The organism is Pseudomonas sp. GW456-12-10-14-LB2, assembly GCF_002884345.1.
Lineage (GTDB): Bacteria > Pseudomonadota > Gammaproteobacteria > Pseudomonadales > Pseudomonadaceae > Aquipseudomonas > Aquipseudomonas paraglycinae.
In genome coordinates, this window is sequence record NZ_POHV01000128.1 from 1 (window position 1) to 277 (window position 277).

The 277-nt window shown below is 54.9% G+C and carries 1 protein-coding gene; it reads right to left on the reverse strand.

Features of this window, described 5'->3' with window-relative positions:
- A partial coding sequence (locus C1X29_RS28385; RefSeq protein WP_146023298.1) for a TolC family protein occupies nt 1-277 on the reverse strand: 277 nt, incomplete at both ends.

Below are 277 nucleotides of genomic sequence, written 5' to 3' on the forward strand. Positions count from 1 at the left end.
GTAGTACACCTCATGCACTTCGAGCGCTACATCATTTTCGGTAAGGCCTGCTTGCTCGCGCGAGGCTTTTACGTCCGCTTCCGCGATTTCGTTCACGTGCTTGATCTTTAGTAGAGAAGTCAACGGCTGCGTGATCTGGGTTCCACTGGTGATCAGGTCGCGCCCTCCTTGGTTGATGATGCTGTTCACAGGAGGAATCGGTGTTCCCCCCGGTGCGCTTAGGCTGCCTTCCTTGATCTGAATCAACTGCGTATCCGTCAGGCGCATGAAGCTGGTG